This window comes from Marivirga lumbricoides, assembly GCF_014636295.1.
Lineage (GTDB): Bacteria > Bacteroidota > Bacteroidia > Cytophagales > Cyclobacteriaceae > Marivirga > Marivirga lumbricoides.
The window spans coordinates 64155-85845 of the sequence record NZ_BMEC01000011.1 but is presented as its reverse complement, the minus strand read 5'-3'; the positions used below and the strand labels follow the sequence as shown (position 1 = coordinate 85845).

At 35.9% G+C, this 21691-nt stretch carries 12 protein-coding genes; 11 read left to right on the top strand and 1 reads right to left on the bottom strand.

The window, feature by feature from the left end; genetic code table 11:
* Positions 1 to 403: 403 nt before the first annotated feature.
* On the top strand, positions 404 to 952 hold the full coding sequence (locus tag IEV85_RS16805; RefSeq protein WP_188465575.1) for a DinB family protein: 549 nt from the start codon (positions 404 to 406) through the stop codon (positions 950 to 952).
* Between the two features lie 132 nt (positions 953 to 1084).
* Positions 1085 to 1546: a hypothetical protein gene (locus tag IEV85_RS16800; RefSeq protein WP_188465574.1), complete on the top strand. Its 462-nt coding sequence runs from the start codon at positions 1085 to 1087 to the stop codon at positions 1544 to 1546.
* Positions 1547 to 1628: 82 nt separating this feature from the next.
* Here the strand turns inward: IEV85_RS16800 and IEV85_RS16795 are convergent, their stop codons facing one another.
* Positions 1629 to 2678, bottom strand: coding sequence for a LacI family DNA-binding transcriptional regulator (locus IEV85_RS16795; protein ID WP_188465572.1), 1050 nt, complete (start codon positions 2676 to 2678; stop codon positions 1629 to 1631).
* A 287-nt stretch (positions 2679 to 2965) separates the two neighbouring features.
* Between IEV85_RS16795 and IEV85_RS16790 the strand changes: the two genes are divergently transcribed.
* The 9 genes from IEV85_RS16790 to IEV85_RS16750 all read left to right on the top strand — a co-directional run bounded on the left by IEV85_RS16790 (position 2966) and on the right by IEV85_RS16750 (position 21681).
* Entirely contained in the window at positions 2966 to 6049 is a 3084-nt protein-coding gene (locus IEV85_RS16790; RefSeq protein ID WP_188465570.1) for a SusC/RagA family TonB-linked outer membrane protein, read from the top strand.
* Between the two features lie 48 nt (positions 6050 to 6097).
* Positions 6098 to 7603: a RagB/SusD family nutrient uptake outer membrane protein gene (locus IEV85_RS16785; protein WP_229712629.1), complete on the top strand. Its 1506-nt coding sequence runs from the start codon at positions 6098 to 6100 to the stop codon at positions 7601 to 7603.
* Between the two features lie 184 nt (positions 7604 to 7787).
* Positions 7788 to 11150 (top strand): VCBS repeat-containing protein, encoded by a 3363-nt coding sequence (locus tag IEV85_RS16780; RefSeq protein WP_188465566.1) that lies wholly within the window; start codon positions 7788 to 7790, stop codon positions 11148 to 11150.
* Complete coding sequence (locus IEV85_RS16775; RefSeq protein ID WP_188465565.1) at positions 11147 to 14482, top strand: VCBS repeat-containing protein; 3336 nt, start codon at positions 11147 to 11149, stop codon at positions 14480 to 14482. The genes IEV85_RS16780 and IEV85_RS16775 overlap by 4 nt, the downstream gene beginning before the upstream one ends.
* A gap of 27 nt (positions 14483 to 14509) precedes the next feature.
* The gene (locus tag IEV85_RS16770) at positions 14510 to 15931 is read left to right on the top strand and encodes a phosphatase PAP2 family protein (RefSeq protein ID WP_188465563.1); all 1422 of its coding nucleotides are present in this window, start codon (positions 14510 to 14512) and stop codon (positions 15929 to 15931) included.
* 15 nt (positions 15932 to 15946) lie between these two features.
* Positions 15947 to 17575 (top strand): alpha,alpha-trehalase TreF, encoded by a 1629-nt coding sequence (gene treF / locus IEV85_RS16765; protein ID WP_188465561.1) that lies wholly within the window; start codon positions 15947 to 15949, stop codon positions 17573 to 17575.
* Positions 17576 to 17643: 68 nt separating this feature from the next.
* Positions 17644 to 18555: an ROK family protein gene (locus IEV85_RS16760; protein WP_188465559.1), complete on the top strand. Its 912-nt coding sequence runs from the start codon at positions 17644 to 17646 to the stop codon at positions 18553 to 18555.
* 91 nt (positions 18556 to 18646) lie between these two features.
* Entirely contained in the window at positions 18647 to 19303 is a 657-nt protein-coding gene (rpe, locus tag IEV85_RS16755) for a ribulose-phosphate 3-epimerase (protein WP_188465557.1), read from the top strand.
* Positions 19304 to 19320: 17 nt separating this feature from the next.
* Positions 19321 to 21681 carry a TonB-dependent receptor gene (locus IEV85_RS16750; RefSeq protein ID WP_188465555.1) on the top strand — a complete coding sequence of 787 codons (2361 nt, stop codon included), beginning with the start codon at positions 19321 to 19323 and terminating at the stop codon, positions 21679 to 21681.
* Positions 21682 to 21691: the final 10 nt, after the last annotated feature.

Below are 21691 nucleotides of genomic sequence, written 5' to 3'. Positions count from 1 at the left end.
TGTAGAGACTTCTTTGTTAAATTTATTTATTATCTACAGAAGTTATGATGGCCAATCGAAGTTTATTTTAGTTGTTTAAGTTGAGATTTACGATCAGTTCATAATATATAGATATTAGTAAAGTGATGTTTTATTATTTACTGTATTAGTAATAATTTTGAATTTTGAATCATAGGATAATATTAGATTAATTATATTGTTAGTTGAATTTGTATTTAAAATTAATTGTATTAAATATATAAATTAATGTATGTTTTAAGCCATAGTTTAATCTTCGGACTTCTTATTATTATGATGAACTTAATCAGGATTAATTGTAGTTAATCATTACTTTTAAAGATGCTATCAACTTTTATATCCTTCCATAAATTTTTCTAAATTGCTGGCACAAAAATTAAGATGTATGCATTCCAAAATTGAGAAGTACTTCCGGAGAATTGAATCGAATAAAGAATATTATGATGCTTTGTTAAAAGTTTTTAATCCGGTACAGTTAGCTTTTAAACCAACACCCGAAAGTTGGTCGATGATGGAAGTCATGCACCATCTTTACACTTCCGAAAAATTGTCAATCAATTTCGTAAAGAATTTTGATTTTAGCAGGAAGGATGTTAAGCTTGGATTGAAAAGCCGACTAAATACCATATTGGTAGTAAACAGACTCAATTCAAAAAAGAAGTTTAAAGCCCCAAAAGTTTTAGAGCAAAGTAAAGGGAAATTTGATTTATCTCCTGATGCTGAAGTGTTTTTGGATCAGTGGAACCAATTAAGAGAGGAAATGAGGTCAGTTTTATCTTCCTATCCTGATGAGAAGTTGAATTATTTCAGTTTCAATCATCCTGCAGTAGGAAAAATGACAGTAACGCAAATGCTGGAGTTCTTCAATTCTCATTTAAACCATCATAAATATCAAATAGAAGCTATTAATCATCATAAGGATTTTCCTGTTTAGCTAAGTATCGGCAATTTAGAAATCTCCGTGTCACTAAACCCAGGATTAATCGAAAAGAGTAATTTAATTTCCTCCTTCAAAGCAAAAATTTAGGTGATTGATTATATTGCTTCTCAAAATTAAAACTAAATCATGATACCTGAATTTAAAAGTCTTTCCGAAACTGAAATCGGATTATTTGAGAAAACACCAGCAATGATTACTATCCTAATTGCAGGAGCAGATGAACATATAAGTAACAGAGAATTGCAGGAAGCCATAGCGCTTACTAAAATGAAACAGAAGAGAGCTAGAATTGAACTCATCTCTTACTATAACTGGGTGGCACCTAATTTTGAATCGATATTAGATGATTTGTTAGAAAGTTATCCTTCAGATCCGGAAGTAAGAAGTAAAATTATTATTGAGGAGTTGGGAAAGCTGAATGATATTATACCAAAACTGGATAAAAGATGGGCAGGCCAGTTTGTAGAATCAATGAGAGATATTGCTAAGAAAGTCGCAGAATCTTCAGGAGGAGTGTTTGGTTATCTATCAATAGGGTATGAGGAGTCCAAACTAATTGATTTAAAAATGATTAAAATGCCTGTGTAAAGAATTCTTCTGGGCTAATCTGGCATTGAAAGAATTCTAACCAGATTTAGAGTTTTGATATTTTAAAGGAGTGAAAATAGTTTTAAACATTCACTCCTTCCTTTTTACCTAGTGTTGACTGCCTTAGTATTAAAGCAGTTTTCATCACATGGGTTTTAAAAACCACTGGTTTATCATTTCTTATATTTTCAATTTCTTCAATGATGAGCCTTACTGCTTGTTCACCCATTTCCACATCCGGCTGGATAACTGAAGAAAGAGGTGGATCAATCACTGAAGACATACTCCAATTACTGAAACCTATCACAGCAATATCTTCTGGTACTTTAAGACCACTATCTTTAACAGCATTAATGGCGCCAATTGCAGTCGGGTCTGTTGCGCAAAAAATAGCATCAGGAGGATTAGATAAACTGATTAATGTTTTCATTTCCTGATAGCCTTCTTCTCCTGATACCAGATCACAATACCTAATAAGTTCATTGTCCAGCTTTAAGTCATTGTTTTTTAATGCATCGCAATAACCTCGGTACCTTTCGCGAGTAGTTAATGGTGTTAATGATCCTGTGAGGTGAGCAATTCTTCTTTTACCTACCTCAATAAGATGGGAAGTAGCATCATACGCCCCTTGATAATCATTGCAAACGATTTTGCTTGCCTCTAATCTATCTGTCACCTTATCTATTAACACTACAGGTATTTTATGCTCTTGAAGAGAGCTAAGGTGAGAATAATCATCGGTAGTGTCTGCTAAAGAAATAATTAAGCCGTCAATCATACTTTTTCTAAAGGTCTTGGTCCCTTTTAATTCAGAATGGTAACTTTCATTACTTTGAAAAATCATCACACTGTAGCCGAATTTTTCAGCTTCAGTGATAATTCCATTAATGATATTGGAGAAGAAATGATGCACAATTTGTGGAATGATGACGCCTATGATAAAAGATTGTTGATTTTTAAAATTGATAGCAAATTCATTTCTCTGGTAATGCATTTCTTCTGCAAGTTCCATCACCTTTCTTTTAGTTTCTATACCAATGTCTGGTTTATCATTTAATGCCCTTGAAACTGTTGGAATGCTTATCCCTAATTTATCTGCTATATCTTTTAACCTTGTATTATGTTTGCCCATTCCGATATTATTTTGACAAAAATCACTAAATTTATTTAGAAAAATTCTAAATAAGTCATTTTTTTCGTACGTAAACGATTACGTAAATGTTAACTTGTGCAATTATTACACAATGTCTTGCACTATTATTTTCGAATAATTACATTGAAGTTATAAAAATGGTAAATAACAGCAATCTAAACTTTACAATGATGAAAAAGCAAAATTAACTTTTACAAACCCATAGAATTAAAATATTTTATTCTTAAATGAGTACTTGAAAATTTACAAATTAAAACTAACAATTCATGAAAAAATTTTTACTAATAATGACAATGCTGTCTCTCATTCCTTTGGCAAATGTAATGGCTCAAAGCAGGACAGTTTCCGGTCAGGTAAAGGATGGCGCCACTGGTGAAACCCTCCCCGGAGTTAATATTTTAGAAGTAGGTACCAGTAATGGAGTAACTACAGATCTGGATGGTAACTATCAATTATCCGTTGGAGAGGGAGCTTCTCTTAAATTTTCTTTTATTGGCTATAAAGAGCAAACGATTGCGGTGAATGGCAGGAGTGTTATTGATGTTACGCTGACAGAAGATATTGCTCAACTTTCGGAAGTCGTGGTAGTAGGTTATGGTCAGATAGAGGCAAGAGATGCTACTGGAGCAGTAGAAAGAATTTCATCAAAAGAATTTAATGGTGGAGTTATAGGTTCTCCTGAACAATTAATTCAAGGAAAATCAGCAGGTGTCCAAATTACTTCGGCTAGTGGAGAACCTGGTGCTGGAATTAATATTAGAATAAGAGGAACATCTTCAGTTAGAAATGGCAACAACCCTCTTTTTGTGGTTGATGGCATACCTCTTTCAGGAGGTGATGTAACTGCTGGAGGTTTAGATGTTGGAAGTGGTACTTCTTCACCTAGAAATCCCTTAAATTTTTTAAATCCAAATGACATTGAGAGCATTGATATTTTAAAAGATGCTTCGGCAACGGCTATTTATGGAGCGAGGGGAGCTAATGGAGTTGTTTTGATCACTACTAAAAGTGGGAAAGGAGCTAAAAAATCTATTTCATATGGTGCATCTGTAAGCTGGGCAGTTCCCGCTAACAAATTTGATTTATTAGATAGAGAGCAATACTTGAGTAACCTGACAGACTTTGGAGCAGACCCAGAGGAGTTAGATTTTGGAGGTGATACTGACTGGCAGGAAGCTATAACGAGAACGGCAATTTCTAATAAGCACGATTTATCCTACGCAGATGGGTACAAAACAGGTAATTACCGTGTTTCTTTAGGTTATGAAAACCAAGAAGGAGTAGTAGAAAATTCTGCAATGGAAAGATTGAATGCCAGACTTAATTTTAATCAGCGATTTTTAAATGATAAGTTAAATTTTAATACGCAAATAACTCTTTCTAGAATAAATGATGTAGCTCCACCTATTACTAATAATGCTGGTTTTGAAGGTGATTTGTTAGGTGCTGCCTATGCTGCCAATCCAACTTTACCTAATAATGCAGAAACGCAAGTATCTGGTATAAGAAATCCCTTAGCTATGCTTAAGTATAACTTGGATGAAGCTCAAACGGATAGGGCGTTAATTAATCTTTCTTTAGATTATGACATCACAGATTATTTAAATTTTCAGGTAAATGGAGGTTTTGATAACTCAAGTTCTGTAAGAAACCAGGTGGTTTCTCCGGAGCTATTGGTTGCTACTACAGCTGGTAAAGGTCAGGCAGGTATCTCTAGCATTGAAACTAGTAGTAATTTATTTGAAGCTCTTTTAAATTTTAATAAGAAAGTAGGGGATGGTAATTTAAGTGTTTTGGCAGGATATTCGTATCAGGAGTTTGATAGAAGAGGCTATACTTTACAAGGGATTGGTTTTCAGGGAGTATCGGATATGGATCGAATGGTAGAAATTTTAGATGATGCAGGCGATAATATAAGGGCAAGGATAAGTAATGATTATCAGCAATTTGGTGTAGACGATAATCGTTTCTTTGTTAATACTTTACGTCCTACTGTTGGTACTGTTGAATCCCCGGGGAATTTTGCAGATGTTCCAATTGATGGAGTAGTAGAAGATAAATTCGGTGAGGTAGATGAGTTACAATCTTTCTTTGGGAGAGTAAATTATAATTTATTAGATAAATATCTTTTTACTGCCACAGTAAGAGCAGATGGTTCTTCTCGTTTCGGTGAGGATAATAAGTATGGAGTTTTTCCATCAGCTGCTTTTGCATGGAGAGTTTCAGACGAATCTTTTATGCCTGATGCATTTACTAATTTGAAATTTAGACTAGGTTATGGAGTAACAGGTAATCAGGAAATCCCTCATAATCTTTATCAGAGAAGACAAGGGTATAGTGATATTGGTTTTAATGATGGTGGAGAAATAATTATTCCAGGTCTTCAGACTATCGCATTTGATAATCCTAATTTGAAGTGGGAAGAAACAGCACAAACTAATATTGGTATTGATTTTGGATTTATTAATAATAGGTTAACAGGTACATTAGATTTTTACAAAAAGAATACGACTGATCTGTTAATACAGGTAACATCTGCTCAACCCGCACCTCAACCTTTTACATGGTTTAACTTAGATGCTGATGTGATCAACCAGGGAGTAGAGTTTTCTTTAAACTATGTATTGCTTGACAATTCTGACCTTACTTGGGATTTCGGATTCAACTTATCTTACAATGATAATAAAGTTGAAGGATATGATGGATCAATTGATACTGGTGAGATATCTGGTCAAGGATTAACTAACGCATTTGCCCAAAGAATTACCGGAGGGCAATCACTATTTGCTTATTATTTAAGAGACTTTCAAGGGTATGATGAAAATGGTATAGCCACATATAATGATGGAGATTTTCAGCAATTCCTGGGAAAAAGTCCAATCCCAATTTATAATTTGGGAATCAATACCAGTGCAGTTTATGGAAATTGGGATTTGAGTCTCTATCTGAACGGTCAGTTCGGACATTATATTTATAATAATACAGCTAATGCTTTTTTCACTGCTGGTGCTTATGGTAATGGTAGAAATGTTACGGAGGATGTTCTTACTTCTGGAGAGGCTCCAATTAATGCTCCCGATGTATCTACAAGGTTTCTTGAAAAGGGTGATTATTTGAGACTTCAAAATGTTGCTCTAGGTTATACTTTTAACATTGGTCAGGATAGTTTTATAAAATCATTGCGTGCTTATGCTAATGCACAAAACTTATTTGTCTTAACTGATTATAGTGGCATTGATCCTGAAGTAAATGTGAATAAATCATTAAATGATGTACCATCTCTTGGAATTGATTATACATCATTTCCTAGACCGAGAACATTGACAGTAGGGGTTAATGTTACATTTTAACAATTATTAAATTTAATTAAAACGATGAATAGATTTAAAATAATACTAATGGGATTATCGGTTGTGGCTTGGTCATGTACCGATTTAGAGGTAGAAGAAATTGATTCTGTCGTAATTGATTCACCGGATGGAGGATTTAATGGTGTTGATGTTGCTCCTAATTTAACGGATTCTTATAATAGGGTAGCCAATTTAGGGGGGCAGGATAACACATATGCTTTGATGGAAGTAAGTTCAGATGAATTATTGGTTCCCACCAGAGGAACTGACTGGGGAGATAACGGGGTGTGGAGAACACTTCATCAGCATACATGGGATGCTACACACCAATTTAACTTAACAGCGTGGAATGATAGGAATGCAGCTGTATTTGTATTGAATCAAATAATTGATCCGGCCTCAGATGCTACTCCTGCTCAGTTGGCAGAAGCTAAGTTTCTGCGTGCTTTAAATATGTTTATCATCATGGACTTGTGGGGACAGGTTCCTTTTAGAGAAGCAACTGATGGAGTTGATGTTAACCCGAGTGTCTTATCAAGAGAAGAGGCTGTTGCACTAATAGAAGAAGATTTATCTGCTGAAAACATAGCCAATTTACCTGCCATTGGCCCTGGTAATGATGCTCAAATATTACGGGCTTCTCAGGCTGCTGCTAATTTTTTAAAAGCTAAGGTTTATTTGAATAAACATATTCTATTAGGAGCAGCCCCTGGATCTACTCCTGATAATGCAGATATGGATGTAGTAATTGCCTCAGTTAATGCAGTTACGAATGCCGGGTTTGCTCTTGAAGAAAATTATTTCGGAATTTTTGATCCAGCACCTGATAATGAATCTATATTCACAATAAATAGGGATGCCGGTTCGAGAATTTGGAATGGTTTACATTATAATCATAATGCATTTGAAGGTAATACTGCCGGAGGATGGAACGGGTTTACAACCACTGCCGAATTTTACGCACTATTCGAAGGAAGTTCTGATTCAAATGCTCCAGGTTCAGGGCAAGAAACCAGAAGAGGATATGTTCCTACTGATGGTTATGGTTTTGGTTTTTTAGTAGGACAGCAATATGGCTATGAGGGACAACAATTGACTACTAGATCAGGAGCACCGTTAGTATTCACAAAAGAATTACCTGGTTTAACTGGAAATGGAGAAGCTTCAGGCATAAGAATTTTGAAATATCACCCGGAAAATGGAGGAGCTTTTCCGAACAGACAGATTCTTTTCAGATATGCCGATGCTGTTCTAATGAAAGCTGAAGCTGAACTGTGGAAGGGTAATTCTGAGGAAGCTTTGACAATAGTTAATGAACTTAGAGAAATTAGAGGGGCCTCTGATTTAACTTCTTTAGATGTAACAGAAATGCTAAATGAAAGAGGAAGAGAAATGTATATTGAGTTCTGGAGAAGGCAAGATCAAATCAGGTTTGGTACTTTTACGAATACTTGGCCTTATAAAGATAATACAGAGGAATTCAGAGTTTTATTTCCAATTCCATCTCTTGCTATTAGTACAAATCCTAATCTTATTCAAAATCCAGGTTATTAATTAACCACTATATAATTATTAAAGGATAATGTATGCGCATTATCCTTTTTTTTTACTTTTGTTTATTTTATTCAAACAATTCTATCTTTGGAAATAAATTATAGCTTTTATAAACGTAAAAGTTAAATTTCATTCTCTGAGTTTATTAATCAACTAAAAACAAATACAGAATTGTAAATATCTCATGAAGTTCACAAATCTCTTTATTTTTTCTGTTCTACTAATTCCTATTATTAGCTCATGTTCCTCTCAAGAGGAAAACACTATTGAATTAGAGGAGAATATCCCCACCACTTTCCAACTTCTTGAAACTTCTCAAACAGGAGTAGATTTTATTAACATTGTTGAAAATAAAGATAAATTCAACTTATTCACCTATAGAAATTTTTACAACGGAGGCGGAGTAGGCATCATTGATATTAATAATGATGGTTTAAATGATATTGTATTCACCGGGAATCAGGTGTCCAATAAGCTTTACCTTAATAAAGGAAATTTTCAATTTGAGGATATTACTGAAACATCCGGTTTTAACATTTCCAACAATTGGAGCACAGGAGTGGCCATAGTAGATATCAATCAGGACGGTTTTCAGGATATTTATATTTGCAATGCAGGCTATACGGAAGGTATATCTCAGGAAAACCAATTATTTATTAATAATGGTAATAATACTTTTACCGAGAAAGCAGCTCAATATGGTTTAAATGAAGCAGGGTATACCACCCATGCCGCATTTTTCGATTATGACGCTGATGGTGATTTAGACGTCTACATTCTTAACAATAGTTTTATTCCTGTTAATACCCTCAACTATGCTAATAAAAGAGAGCTTTATGCGGAAGATTGGGATGTAAAAGATTTTGTTAAAGGCGGAGGGGATAAGTTGCTAAGAAATGATCATGGTAAATATGTAGATGTTTCGAAAGAAGCAGGTATTTACGGCAGTTTAATTGGCTTCGGACTGGGGGTTACTGTGGGAGATGTTAACAATGATAATTTACCGGACATTTTTGTAGCCAACGATTTTTTCGAAAGAGATTATCTCTACATCAATAATGGAGATGGTACTTTTACTGAATCGGTAAAAGACTGGATGAAACACTTAAGCCTGGCTTCAATGGGAGCTGATATGGCAGATATTAATAATGATGGGTATCCTGAAATTTTTACTACGGAAATGCTGCCAGAGACGGATGCACTGATTAAACAGAAATTACAGTTTGAAAACTATAATATTTATCAGCTTAAGCTAGAACGGGATTTTTATCACCAATACATGCAAAACACTTTACAGTTGAATAACCAAAATGGTTCTTTTAGTGAAATTGCATGGTATGCTGATGTTGCCCAATCCGACTGGAGTTGGGGAGCTCTGATTTTTGACGGTGATATGGATGGTTATAAAGATATTTTTGTCTGCAATGGTGTTTATCAGGATGTAACAGATGCTGACTTTATGGATTTCTTTGCCAACGAAGTGGTGCAAAAAATGGTGCTTACTGGTACGAAAGAAAAAATGGAATCTGTATTGGAAAAAATCCCTTCAAATCCACAGCCTAACAAATATTTTAAAAATACCGGAAATCTTCAGTTTATAGCTGTAGAAGAGAAAATGGGTTTAGGGCAGCAATCCTTTTCAAACGGAGCGGCTTATGCAGATTTAGATAATGATGGCGATCTTGATCTGGTAGTTAATAATCTTAATCAGCCTTCCTTCATTTATAAAAACAATTCTGCAGAAGACGGTAATAATCATTTTCTTACAGTGGACTTATCCTTTCAAACTCCCAATATAGATGCTATAGGTAGCCAGGTGACATTGTATGCTGAACAACAAAAATTTTACCAACAGCTTATCCCAACTCGTGGCTTTCAGTCATCTATAGATTACAGACTAAACTTTGGCTTGGGAAGTATCAGTGAGCTAGATTCAATGGTATTGATATGGCCCAATAACAGAAAGTCTGTTATTAAAAATATTCCTTTGGATTCCATCCTTACAATAAGCTACGCTGATGTAGAAAAGGAAGCCCTGGAGCTTCAGGTAATAACACCTGACCTTATTCAGGCTAAGTCTCCTTTACTGGTGGAAAAGAATAACAACTTTGTGGCACACAAGGAAAACAACTATGTTGACTATTACAATGAGGGTTTAGTCATAAAAATGTTGTCAAGAGAAGGTCAAATTCATGAAGTAGTGGATCTTAACAGTGATGGGCTTGAAGATATTATTTTGGGAGGGGCGAAAGGACAAACAACCTCTCTCTATTTTCAGAAGAGTGATGGTAATTTTGACATGCGTGTTTTGGAAGGGTCAGATAGATATGAAGATACAGCAATTCATACTTTTGATGCCAATGGTGATGGATTGAAAGATATATTTGTAGGCTCTGGGGGAAACCACGCTACAGCGGGTGATAAAGATTTTGTTGACCGCCTGTATATTAATCAATCAAACAAAACATTTGAAGTATCATCTAATGCACTCGGTGAGAATACCTTTAACACTTCTGTAGCATTAAGTTTTGACTATGATGAGGATGGGGATCTGGACTTATTTATTGGAAGTAGAAGCATCCCCCAAAACTATGGAAGTAATCCCAAAGCTTTCCTTTTTGAAAATGACGGCAAGGGTAATTTTACAGATATGACGCTTAGAAGAGCAAGAGAGTTAGATGATCTGGGAATGATCACTGATGCAGTATTAGTCAATTTAGTGGGAGATGAAAAGCAAGAACTGGTTATTATTGGTGAATGGATGGGTATTGAAATATTTGCAATAGAAGGAAAACAACTAAAAAGACTTGAGACTGGCTTATCAGGTAAAAAAGGTTGGTGGAATGTTGTTGAAGCAAGAGATTTGAACCATGATGGACTCGCAGATTTGATTTTAGGAAATAGGGGAGATAATTTCTTTTTTGGAGGTTCTGTTGAAGCTCCTACAAAATTATGGTTGTATGATTTTGATGGAAATGGAGATACAGAAAAAATAATTACACAATCAATTGAAGGAAAAGACAAACCCGTGGCCTCTAAAAAAGACCTTACCGCTCAGGTACCTTCATTAAGAAAGCAGAATCTTAAATTCTCGGATTATGCCGAAAAATCAATTCAGGATCTTTTCCCTCAGGAATTAATAAAGAAAGCAATAGTAAAAGAGGCCAATCTTTTTTCATCAGTTGTAGCAATTAATTCAGGTAAAGGTGATTTTGAGATAATAAAACTTCCTGCAGAAGCTCAGTTCTCCAGCATTCATGCTGTATATAGCTCAGATTTTAACAAAGATGGCGAAGTAGATCTTTTCCTTGCAGGAAATGATAGCTTTTTTATCCCTCAATTCTCTAAATTGGACGCCAATGAAGGCTTGTTATTGTTAGGGGAAGGCAATGGGGAATTTACAACCACTGCTCAAAGCAAAATAGGTACAAAATTAAGTGGAGATGTGAAGCAGATTTCTGAAATTACCATTCAAGGAGAAAAGCATTTACTTGTTACCATCAATAATCAAAAAGCAAGACTATTTAAAGTAGCTGAAAATTTATGAGTCGTTTAAGTACCCTTATTTTAATTACTTCTATTCTGGTTGTTTCATTTCTTTCTGGCTGTCGGAATGATACTACCAATAATACTTCTTTTATTTTATTGGAAGCTGAAAGCACTGGGTTAAATTTTGAGAACAACCTTACGCAAACTACTGACTTTTCAGTTTTTGATTATATGTATTTTTATAATGGGGGAGGCTTGGCTGCAGCAGATTTTAATAATGATGGGTTGGTGGATTTATACTTCACAGCTAACCAAGGCCAAAATAAGATGTTCTTGAATAAAGGTGATTTTAAATTTGAAGATATTACTGATAAAGCCAAAGTTGGTGGTACAGGGGGCTGGTCAACGGGTGCTTCTGTAGTAGATATCAATAACGATGGCTTGATGGATATTTACCTAAGTGAAGTAGGCGATCATGAGATACTAAAAAGCGCTAACCAATTATATGTATGCCAGAAAATAGAAAATGGAATTCCCATTTATGCAGATGAGGCAATTTCATACGATTTGGATCTGGTGGGTTTTGCCACTCAGGCAGTATTTGTAGATTTCGACTTGGATGGTGATCTGGATATGTTTCAGCTTAATCATTCCATCCATGAAAATGGTACATATGGAGAAAGGGAGAGTTTTGAGGGTAAGAAGAGCCTGACTGCAGGAGATAAATATTTCAGAAATGACAATGGGAAATTTACTGATATTACGGCTGAAGCAGGTATTAACAGTTCAGCACTCGGGTACGGCTTAGGCATAGTAACCGGAGATGTTAATAATGATGGTTATCCTGATATTTATATTGGAAATGATTTTCATGAGAATGATTATCTCTATTTAAACCAAAAGAATGGAACTTTTAAAGAGGTACTTACAAACCAAATCAACCATACAAGCCGGTTTTCTATGGGGGTTGATATGGCGGATTTTAATAATGACGGATATAGTGATATTCTATCGCTTGACATGCTTCCGTATGATCCATTGATTCTAAAAAGGTCTCTTGGGGAAGATGCATACGATGTTTATATGTTTAAGAAGAGGTTTGGCTACAATGATCAATTTGCAAGAAACAATCTCCAGCTTAATAATGGAGATAGCACTTTTAGTGAAATAGCTATATTAGCCGGTGTAGAAGCTACTGACTGGTCGTGGGCAGGCCTATTTTTTGACTTTGACAATAATGGTTACAAAGATCTATTTGTAAGCAACGGCATTCCCCGCAGAATGAATGACATCGATTATACCAACTTTATGTCTAATAACATTGATCAGCGTAAAAAAACAGAAATGGGCTATGTTGATAAGGAGGATTTAGAGATCATTGAAAAGATGCCGCAAATCAAAATCCCGAATAAATTCTTTAGTAACAATAAGGATTACACCTTTGAAGATATCAAGAATGCTATCTCTAACAATAAAGATTCATATTCTAATGGATCGGTTTATGCTGATTTTGATAATGATGGAGATTTAGACATTGTGGTAAATAATATAGCAGATAAGCCTTTCATCTATAAAAATTTAGCTGTTGAAAATGGAGTGTCCGGAAAATCACTGATACTTAATTTGCAGGGTAGCCCGAACAATAGAAGTGCAATAGGCACCCGTGTAATAGCTATTACAGATAGTGGTTTTATCAGTAATGAATATTATGCAGTAAGAGGATTTCAATCCAGTGCCTTGAGCAATTTTCATATCGGTATTGGAGACAGTTCGAAGGTAAAAGCTATTTATATAATTTTTCCTGATGCCACTTATCAGGAGTTAAAGAATCCCAAATTTAATAGTGTGGATACTATGGCATGGCAGAGCGGGTTGCCTTTGTTTGATTTTAAAATGCTTGACCGTGCTACACCGGAGTTTATTACTGAGGATCTAACGGATTCAGTTAATTTGAAAATTAAGCATAAAGAAAATGATTTTGTAGAGTTTAACAGGGAGCGGTTAATGCCTCACATGGTATCAACTGAAGGGCCAGCCTTAGCAGTTGGAGATATCAATGGAGATGGGCTTGAAGATGTATTTATAGGTTCTGCCAAAAGACAACGGAGCAGAATTTTCATTCAAAATGCTAATAAAAAGTTCACTGAACTTGAGGTGCCGCTTATCCATAACGATAGCACTTTTGAAGATGTAGATGCTGTATTCAAAGATTTTGACAATGACGGTCATCTTGATTTAGCGATTGCTGCCGGAGGAAATGAGTACTGGGGTGATTCAGAATATTTAAGACAGAGGCTTTACTTTAATGACGGAAGCGGAAATTTTTCACAGAAGATCTACCTTGATAACGCATTTATTACAGCTTCCTGCATTTTAAGCGAGGACATTAACGGTGATGGGTTACAAGATATATTTGTAGGAGGTAGAGCCGTGCCGAAAAATTATGGTAAAATTCCACATTCTTATTTATACATTAATAAAGGGGATAGAAAATTTGAGGAGGTAACTGCAAAGTATTCCAATGAATTGCCAGAAGTTGGTATGGTAAAGGATGGCCAATTTTCTGATATTAACAAAGATGGCAGGCCAGATCTTATTTTGGCTTTGGAGTGGGATGTATTGAAAATCTTCCTGAATAATGGAAAAGGGTTTGATTCCAGAGAGGTATCTGAACAGAAGGGCTTATGGAATTATGTTCAGGTGTTAGACGTTGATAACGATGGAGATATGGATATTTTAGCAGGAAATAGCGGCTTAAACTCGAGGTTAAAAGCAAGTAAAGAGCAACCTGTAAAAATGTATGTTAACGATTTTGACGATAATGGTCAGGAGGAACAAATTGTGACATATTACTTACAAGGAAAAGAGGTGCCATTTGCTAACCACATGGATTTAACAAAACAAATGTCACCTTTAAAGAAGAAATACCTTTATGCAACAGATTTTGCCGAAGCAAGTTTAGAGGAAATTTTCGGATCAGGTAAATTAAAAGAATCGAAAGTAATGGAAGCAAATGCATTTGCCAGTATGTTATATGTTAATGATGGAAATATGAATTTCACTCATCATGAATTACCAACTAAAGTGCAATTTTCCTCTGTTAATGCCGGAGTAGAGTTGAATTCTTCTTCAACTGATCAATACCCAACAGTTCTTTTAGCAGGTAATTTTTATGATAATACAATTGAATTAGGTAAATATGATGCCAGTTACGGTAACATTTTAACTTTCGGGAATAAAAAGGTGAACGTATCAAATTTTGAAGGTTCAAAGATTACAGGACAGGTAAGAAAGATAGCTACTCTAAAAGTAGGAGAGATGAATTGTTTAATACTTGCTAAGAATAATGGCTACATTCAGGTACTAAGAATTAAAAAAATAAGACAGTAATTTAAAATGAGAGATTTAGTTAAAAATATGAAAGGAAAGCTCCATGAAAAATTAGGTAATGAAGTCTGGTTAAATAAATTACTTCACAATTTGAGCAAATCTGTGAAGATAAAAATGGTTTCTTTATTGGCAGGTTTGTCATTGCTGATAGCTTGTAATTCAGAAGAAAAAGAAGTGAAAATAACACCTGAGGAAATGCATGGCTTGATGCAGCAGATTACAGATGTAATAGTTCATGATATTTTCTCTCCCCCTGTGGCTGCCAGAATTTACTCTTATTCCACCATAGCCGCTTATGAAGTGCTGGCTCAAAGTGATTCAAATTATGTTTCTCTTGCAGGGCAGTTAAAAGAATTAAACCCTTTGCCTAAGCCAAAAATGCCTATACAAAGTGATGTTGCTGCTTTGCAGAGCATGTACTTAGTAGGTAAAGCTTTTATATTTTCTGAAGAGAAAATGGAGGAATGGCATCAGAAATGGGAACAGCAGTTGATGGAAAAAGGAATAGATCAGCAAATTTATGACAATTCACTGCAATATGCGGATACTGTATCTAAACATATCTTAAAATGGGCCAGTAGTGATAATTACAAAGAAACCCGTACTATGTCGAGGCATTCTCTGAGTAACCAACCACAACATTGGGAGCCTACTCCTCCGGCTTACATGGAAGCCATTGAGCCGCACTGGAATTTGATAAGAACTTTTGTGTTAGATTCCTCTAACCAATTTATTCCTAATCGTCCTACGCCTTTCAGCACTGATACTACCAGTCAGTTTTATAAGGAAGTGATGCAGGTATATAATGCAGTAAAAAATGCTGACCAGGAGGTAGAAGAAATAGCCGGGTTCTGGGATTGTAATCCTTATGTAATGAATGTACAAGGCCATGTGATGTTTGCTACTAAGAAAATAACTCCCGGAGGACACTGGATGGGCATAACAAAGATTGCCTGTCAATTGGATTCTGCAGATTTATTAAAAAGCTCACAAGCTTATTCATTAACTGCAATATCTCTTCATGATGCATTCATTTCGTGTTGGGATGAGAAATTTAGAAGTAACCTTATAAGGCCAGAGACTTATATTAACAGATATATTGATGAAGACTGGAAGCCACTTTTACAAACACCACCTTTCCCGGAGTACACCAGTGGGCATAGTGTTATTTCAACCGCTGCAGCTTTGGCTTTAACAGATGTTTTTGGAGATAATTTTCATTTTGTGGATAGCACTGAAAGCAGTTATGGACTTCCTGTAAGAACTTTCGATTCTTTTGTTAACGCATCTCAGGAAGCAGCTATTAGCAGATTATATGGAGGGATACATTATATGCCGGCAATTGAAAATGGAGTGAAAGAAGGGAAAGCCATTGCAGGTTTCATACAAAATAATCTATCTTTCAAAAAACAAAATGACACCAAGCAGATCACCCAGTCAAGCTATTAAGTATCCTTTATAAAAATGAATAAAAGAAAATTAATCTTAATCATTCCTTATTTGCTTTTTTTCAGTTGTGAAAAAGCTGTTGTAAAAGAGAAGAAGCAAATAGAATCTGTTCAGTATAATGATTTTTATGGAACAGAATTCTTTAAAGAGGTGCAATTGTCAGGCATTTTTGAAGACTCAAAGACTTTTGTAGACTGTACGCCCATCAGGCCGCTGGCAGAAATAATATCAGAATATCAGGCCTCAAGAGGGGAGAAGAGTTTTGTACTTGCTGATTTTGTAAATGAGAATTTTAAACTGCCGCAGACTGTGCAGCGGGAATTTGTTACAGACACTACTCAGAATATGTATAGCCATATTACTGGTTTGTGGCCTTTATTAACTCGTGAAAAAGACAATGCCTTTAATAATGGATCATTAATTCCGCTGCCTCATCAATATGTAGTTCCCGGAGGAAGGTTCAGAGAAATTTATTACTGGGATAGTTATTTCACCATGCTAGGTTTAATGGCCAATGATCAATTGGATTTAGCCACTCAAATGTTGGATAATTTCGCTTTTATGATTGATTCTCTTGGTTTTATTCCCAATGGCAACAGGGCCTATTATCTGGGCAGAAGTCAGCCTCCCTTTTTTGCCTTTATGGTAGATTTAATAGCAGGAAAAAATAGAGATCTATTTTTAAAATATCAGCCTCAATTAATTAAGGAGTACGATTTTTGGATGAAAGGGGCAGAGCAGCTATCGGATAGTAGCCCTGCCAATAACAGAACTGTTTTGCTGGAAACAGGAGAGGTTCTTAACCGATATTATGACAAATATACTAACCCTAGGCCCGAATCTTTTAGAGAAGATTACAAACTAGCACAATCTCAGGCTGGCAAACGAAACGAAACGGAAATGTACAGACATCTACGGGCGGGCGCGGAATCCGGTTGGGATTATAGTAGCAGGTGGTTGGCTGATAGTAAATCAATGAATACCATTCAAACTGCTGACATTATTCCTGTAGATTTAAATGCTTTGCTCTATTTTCTTGAATTGAAGATTGCCCAATCATATAATTGGCAAGGTAATAAGGATACAGCAGATATCTACTTAGGCAAAGCCGAGCAAAGAAAAAATGCTATTAACAGCATTTTGTGGAGTGAAAAAGCAGGTACTTATATGGATTACAATTACAGAGATTTTTCCCACACAGGTATTATCAGTATGGCGATGGCTTATCCTTTATTTGTTCAAATAGCACCTAAAGATAAAGCCAGAAAAGTACTGAATAATATGACTGAGCATTTAATGATGCCTGGAGGATTGGTTACTACCACTAACGAAACCGGCCAGCAATGGGACTACCCAAATGCATGGGCACCTTTACAGTGGATAGGCATGCAGGCTTACTTTAATTATGGAAAAGCAGAAGAAGGGGTAGATCTAATCAATCGATGGCTCTCACTTAACCGGAAGGTTTATAATCAAACCGGGAAGATGATGGAAAAATACAATGTGGTAGACACTACATTACAGGCTGGTGGGGGAGAGTATCCTCTTCAGGATGGTTTTGGCTGGACAAATGGTGTGGCTTTAGCAATGAAACAAATCCTAGAGAGAAAGGAAAAGGCTATTAGTTCGCAGCCGCCAAATTAATGGCTACAAGGCATTTTTATATGATGAAAGCTTAAAATTTACCAAATTCTTAATATTTCAGCAAAACTATGAACACAAATAGTTATTTATGGGGCATTGATCTTGGTGGTACTAAAATTGAAGGAGTGGTATTAAAATCAAAGGATAATCCGGAGGTATTGCTAAGAAAAAGAATTCCTACTGAAGCTTCTAAGGGGTATGAACATATTGTAGGAAGAATTAAACTGTTAATAGAACAGATGTCCGATGAAATAGGGCAGAAACCAACGACAATTGGAATTGGGACACCCGGTTCCACTGACCCTGAGACACAATTGCTGAAAAACAGTAATTCTACCAGCCTTAATAATCAACCATTGCAAAAGGATTTAGAAAGAATATTAGGCATCCCTGTTATTATGGCTAATGATGCTAACTGCTTTGCTATAGCTGAAGCCAGGATGGGAATTGTAATGGAAAAATTCCCTGATGCTAAAGTAGTTTTTGGTGTAATAATGGGCTCGGGTGTAGGGGGTGGATTAGTAGTAAATGGCCATATAATTAATGGCAAGCATGGAATTACGGGAGAATGGGGGCATATTTTTTTAGATGAAGATGGAGAGGACTGTTATTGTGGAAAACATGGTTGTGTGGAAACGATATTGTCAGGCCCTGCTCTGCAACGGTATTATGAGAAAATATCGGGTGAGCAAAAGTCACTTAAAGAGATTATTGCTGATTTAGATAATGATCAGCATGCTCAAAAGACTCTTGATCGGTTAATTTATTTCTTTGGAAAGGGGTTATCAGCTATCATAAATATTATTGATCCGGATGTTATTGTCTTAGGTGGAGGAGTGGGCAATATTTCTACTTTATATAATGAAGGCGTTGATTCTGTTGAGAAATTCACTTTTAATCCTGAAATGAAAACCCCGATATTAGCTCCCAAACTGGGTGATAGTGCAGGTGTATTCGGTGCAGCTTTTCTAATGGCTTAAGCCATTTATCTTAGGAAATGATTCTTCGCATGAAAAAGATCAAATTCCAGACGGAAACTGCCAATCAAATCAAAATTTATATATTTGCGCTATGAACCATTTAATAGCTCCATCAATACTTGCGGCAGACTTTGCAAACTTGCAGAGGGACGTTGAAATGCTTAATAAAAGTCAGGCTGATTATATCCACATTGATATAATGGATGGAAGATTTGTTCCTAATATTTCTTTTGGAATTCCTGTTTGCGAAGCCATTTTTAAGCATGCCCAAAAGCCCTTGGATGTTCATTTAATGATTGAGAAACCAGAAGATTATATTCAGGCCTTTCATGATGCGGGAGCTGCTACTATTTCAGTACATTACGAAGCTAGCACTCATTTACATAGAACTTTACAAAAAATACGTGATTTAGGCTTAAGGGCAGGTATTGCTATTAACCCTCATACCAATGTTCAACTACTTGAGGATGTAATAGAAATAACTGATCTGGTTTGCGTAATGTCCGTGAATCCTGGTTTTGGAGGACAGAAGTTTATTGAACAGACCTATACTAAAGTAAGGCGACTGAAAGAAATTATTGCAGATGCCAATGCTACTACTCTTATCGAAATAGATGGAGGTGTAAATATAGATAATGCTCCTCTATTATTAGAGGCGGGTGCTGATGTTTTAGTGGCTGGTAGCTTTGTTTTTAAATCGGAAGACCCTATTCATACTATTCAAGAGTTGAAGAACGTTCAATTCTGATTAATCTTTCCGTCTTTATGCGTTTTATACAACTTGTTTTTACTTTTATTTTACTTTCAATTAACTGTTTAAATGCTCAAAACAGTAGTATGGAAGGAGTAATAGTAGACAGCACGGATGGAACTCCTATATCAGAGGTTAATGTTCAAATCAAGAAATTTAATATTTCAACAATTACCAATGCTGAAGGGAAATTTCAGCTTAAAGTACCCTACCAACCCTCATATGTACTGCAAATTAGCCATGTATCATATGTTAACACCATCATTACTGTAGCCAGTGAAGAAATTAATTCCATTCAGATTAGTCTGGAGCCTGATCAAATGGTTTTACAACAAGTAGATGTCCGGGCAAAAAGTAACCAGCTTCCTTCCGGTAATTTGCAAAAGTTAAAACCCATCTCAATCAATGAAACAGCTACCCCTTTTAATGAATTTAGCCAGGTAATTGCAACGCTTCCGGGAGTGGTGATGAATAATGAACTTTCAAGCTCATATGCTGTGAGGGGAGGTAACTTTGATGAGAATTTAATCTATGTAAATGGAATTGAGATTTACAGACCTCTTTTAGTAAGGGCAGGCCAGCAGGAAGGCCTGAGTTTTATCAACCCTGATATGGTCAGCAATATAAAATTCTCAGCTGGGGGATGGGAGGCTAAATACGGAGACAAACTGTCGAGTAATCTGTTGATCGATTATAAAAAAACTGATAAAACAGAAGGAAATGTAAATCTTGGTTTTTTAGGTGCATCTACTTATTTATCTACTAAAATAAGTAAAAGAGATAATTTATTACTTGGGTTAAGGTATAAAAATGCCCGATACCTGTTTAATACATTCGAAACAGACGGAGAATACCTTCCTCGTTTCATTGATTTTCAGGGCTTCTATTCTTACCAGTTTTCATCAAAAACCAGCATCGATTTTCTGGCCACTTTTGCACAAAATGATTACTACGTAGAGCCCGCTTCCAGGGAAACTGACTTTGGCTCCTTTCAACAAAAGCTACGTTTTTTTGTGGCTTACGATGGGGCCGAATCTCTAAGTTACAGAACCTTTCAAGGCGGAGCCCGCCTCAACCACCTCTTTTCTGACCAGTTTAAGTCATCCATAATTCTTTCTGCTTTTAGTACTTCTGAGTTTGAATATATTAATACGGAAGGTTTTTATCGTTTATGTGATGTAGACAGAGATTTATCTTCTGAGACTTTTGATGAATGTATAAGCCAACGTGGTGCCGGCAGTAATTTTATGTACGCAAGAAATATTCTTGACGCTTATGTATTACAAGCTAAAATCCGAAATGACTGGCAATTCACTAAAAACCAGCTACTTGCTTTCGGGATTGAATTTAAGCAACAAATAGTAGATGACCTGCTTGATGAATATGAGTTTAGAGATTCAGCTGATTTCGTACAGGTAACAAGGGTGATAAACCAACAAAATCAATTAGAAGCCAGCTTTGCAAATGCCTATGTTCAGCATGAGTGGCAAATAAACGACAGGCAATATCTAAATACAGGATTAAGGACCAATTATGGTTCCAATTCCAAAGAATTGCTTCTTAGCCCCAGGGTTCAATATGAATTAACTTTGCACCCCGATAAAAGCGGTCAATTAAGTCTTTCTGCAGGTATCTACAGGCAATTTCCTTTTTATAGAGAGCTGAGAGACTTTAGCGGAAGTCTGAGGCCCGACTTGAGAGCACAAAGCGCTATTCATTTTATTGCTAATTATACCAAAAACATGACATTATGGAGCCGTCCGTTTCAATGGAATAGCTCGGGGTATTATAAATATTTGTATAACATCATACCTTTTGATGTGGACAATATTCGCTTAAGGTACAGGCCCGAACTTTCAGCGAAGGGCTATGCGTATGGAGCTGACTTTAGATTAAGCGGGGAGTTTATTCCCGGCACTGAGTCATGGTTTAGTTTTGGACTTCTATCTACAAAGGAGGATGTTGCCAATGATGGGCTTGACTACATCAGAAGGCCCACGGATCAGCGCGTAACAGCCTCTATATTTTTTCAGGATTACTTTATAAATGACCCAACACTTAGGGTTAATTTAAAACTTCAGGTGGGTTCAGGTTTGCCTTTTGGCCCTCCTAATTCCATTGCAGGAAGAAACAGTTTAACGGGAGAATGGTACCGCAGAATGGATATTGGGTTTTCAAAGCAGTTTTCACTGGAGCGTTTTGATAATTTGTCTTTTATTCATTCTTTTTGGCTGGGTTTAGATGTGCTCAATGTGTTAGGCGTTTCAAATACAATTTCTTATTCCTGGATAGAAGACTTTAATGGACAAAATTTTGCAGTGCCCAACTCATTATCGGCAAGATTTTTGAATCTGAAAGGTATTGTTAAATTTTAATGGATAGAAA

Excerpts from the sequence above, each read along its gene's own strand:
- IEV85_RS16760 (WP_188465559.1), top strand. The coding sequence starts at position 17,644 with ATGAACACAAATAGTTATTTATGGGGCATTGATCTTGGTGGTACTAAA.
- IEV85_RS16805 (WP_188465575.1), top strand. The coding sequence starts at position 404 with ATGCATTCCAAAATTGAGAAGTACTTCCGGAGAATTGAATCGAATAAA.
- IEV85_RS16790 (WP_188465570.1), top strand. The coding sequence starts at position 2,966 with ATGAAAAAATTTTTACTAATAATGACAATGCTGTCTCTCATTCCTTTG.
- IEV85_RS16750 (WP_188465555.1), top strand. The coding sequence starts at position 19,321 with ATGCGTTTTATACAACTTGTTTTTACTTTTATTTTACTTTCAATTAAC.
- IEV85_RS16770 (WP_188465563.1), top strand. The coding sequence starts at position 14,510 with ATGAAAGGAAAGCTCCATGAAAAATTAGGTAATGAAGTCTGGTTAAAT.
- IEV85_RS16785 (WP_229712629.1), top strand. The coding sequence starts at position 6,098 with ATGGGATTATCGGTTGTGGCTTGGTCATGTACCGATTTAGAGGTAGAA.
- rpe (WP_188465557.1), top strand. The coding sequence starts at position 18,647 with ATGAACCATTTAATAGCTCCATCAATACTTGCGGCAGACTTTGCAAAC.
- IEV85_RS16780 (WP_188465566.1), top strand. The coding sequence starts at position 7,788 with ATGAAGTTCACAAATCTCTTTATTTTTTCTGTTCTACTAATTCCTATT.
- IEV85_RS16795 (WP_188465572.1), bottom strand. The coding sequence starts at position 2,678 with ATGGGCAAACATAATACAAGGTTAAAAGATATAGCAGATAAATTAGGG.
- treF (WP_188465561.1), top strand. The coding sequence starts at position 15,947 with ATGAATAAAAGAAAATTAATCTTAATCATTCCTTATTTGCTTTTTTTC.
- IEV85_RS16800 (WP_188465574.1), top strand. The coding sequence starts at position 1,085 with ATGATACCTGAATTTAAAAGTCTTTCCGAAACTGAAATCGGATTATTT.
- IEV85_RS16775 (WP_188465565.1), top strand. The coding sequence starts at position 11,147 with ATGAGTCGTTTAAGTACCCTTATTTTAATTACTTCTATTCTGGTTGTT.